Below are 1,564 nucleotides of genomic sequence, written 5' to 3'. Positions count from 1 at the left end.
GAACAGCATGAACGGGAGCCACCACCCGAAGTCGGCGAGGAGCGCCGCGAGCCAGATCCCGGTCACGGTCGTCGCGGCGATGCCGCTCGCGTTCTCGCGGAACCGCTCGCGGAGGGTCTCGTCGTCCGTCATCGGACGGACCCTCTCCGGCGCGGTACAAAGTCGTGTCGGCGGCCGGCCGCCGCCAACGGGCTCCTACTCGCTTATCTCGACCGTGACCTACTCGCTTATCTCGACTTCGATCTCGTCGCGCTCGACCGCCAGCCGGAACGTCGGCACGGTCCGGTAGACGACCTCGACGACGTTCTTGCGTTCGAGGCTGCGGAGCGCACGTCGCACCGCGTCGACCTCGGGATCGCCGTCGTACGCCTCCCGAAGCGCGTTGAGCACGCTGACGACCGACTGCGAGCGCTCTTCCGGCCCGGCGAGGACCTCGACGACCCGCGCTTCCAGCTCCGGGACGCGGATCGTCTCCGGGACGCCCCCCTTCGCGACCGCGTCCGGTTCGACGCCCGGCTCGACGTCGACGAGGTCGTTCGCCTCCGCCGTCGTGCGGATCAGGCTGTCGTCGTCGCGGTAGTAGTACTCTTTCAGGTGGTCTTCGAGGTAGCCGTGAACCTCGCTGCCGCTATCCATCTCCCACGCGTCCTGTAGCTCGCCGTTCTTCGTCGGCTGGAGGCGGACCACGTCCGCGAGTCGGCTCCGTTCCTCGTCCGTGAGGCTCATCGGTCCTCGACCGCGCTCGCGGCGCGAACGATCGTCTCCTCGTCGAACTTCGCGCCGACGAGCTGTAGCCCGACGGGGAGGCCGTCGGCCTCGCCGGCCGGCACCGATATCGCGGGGAGGTTCGCGAGGTTCACCGGCGTCGTGTTGGCGTCCGCGAGGTACATCCGCAGCGGGTCGTCGAGGCTCTCGCCGAGTTCGAAGGGGAGGACCGGCATCGTCGGCGAGGCGATCACGTCCACGTCCTCGAACGCCTCCTCGAAGTCCTGCCGGACCCACGCGCGGGCGTCCTGCGCCTTCTCGTAGTACTTGTCGTGGTAGCCGGCCGAGAGCGCGTACGTGCCGAGCAGGATCCGGCGTTTGACCTCCGCGCCGAACCCCTCCTCTCGCGTCTCCGCGAACGACTCGTTCCAGTTGCCGTCCGACTCGCTCCGGTGGCCGTACCGCACGCCGTCGAAGCGCGCGAGGTTCGAGGAGGCCTCCGCCATCGCGATGACGTAGTACGCTTGGACCGCGTGTTCGACCGACGGCAGCGAAATTTCGGTCGTCTCCGCGCCCTGCGCCTCCAAGTCGTCTATCGCGGCCTCGACCGTCTCGACGACGCGCTCGTCGGCCCCCTCGAACAGCTCCGTCGGGACGCCGACGGTCATCCCCTCCACGTCGCCGTCGGCGGCGTCGGCGTAGCTCGCCGACGGGTCCGCGCCCTCAACCTCGCTCAGGTCGCGTGTGGTGCCGTCGTTGGGGTCCGGCCCGGCCATGACGTCGAGCGCGGCGGCCGCCTCCTCGACGGTGCCCGCGATCGGCCCGATCTGTTCGAGCGAGTTCGCGTACGCGATGAGCC

2 protein-coding genes and 1 pseudogene are annotated in these 1,564 nt (G+C 69.6%); all 3 read right to left on the bottom strand.

Annotated features, from left to right (window positions below; genetic code table 11):
- Positions 1-132, bottom strand: a pseudogene (locus tag BN903_RS16715) (SHOCT domain-containing protein); the annotation flags it as partial.
- 87 nt (positions 133-219) lie between these two features.
- On the bottom strand, positions 220-726 hold the full coding sequence (locus BN903_RS08815; protein WP_048077388.1) for a DUF5797 family protein: 507 nt from the start codon (positions 724-726) through the stop codon (positions 220-222).
- Positions 723-1,564: amidase family protein (locus tag BN903_RS08810; protein WP_048077387.1), on the bottom strand; the 842-nt coding region annotated here is incomplete at its 5' end. The genes BN903_RS08815 and BN903_RS08810, both read right to left, overlap by 4 nt.

It is taken from the genome of Halorubrum sp. AJ67 (assembly GCF_000513435.1).
Note: the sequence above shows the minus strand (reverse complement) of the source record. Positions and strands in the feature narration are given on the sequence as shown.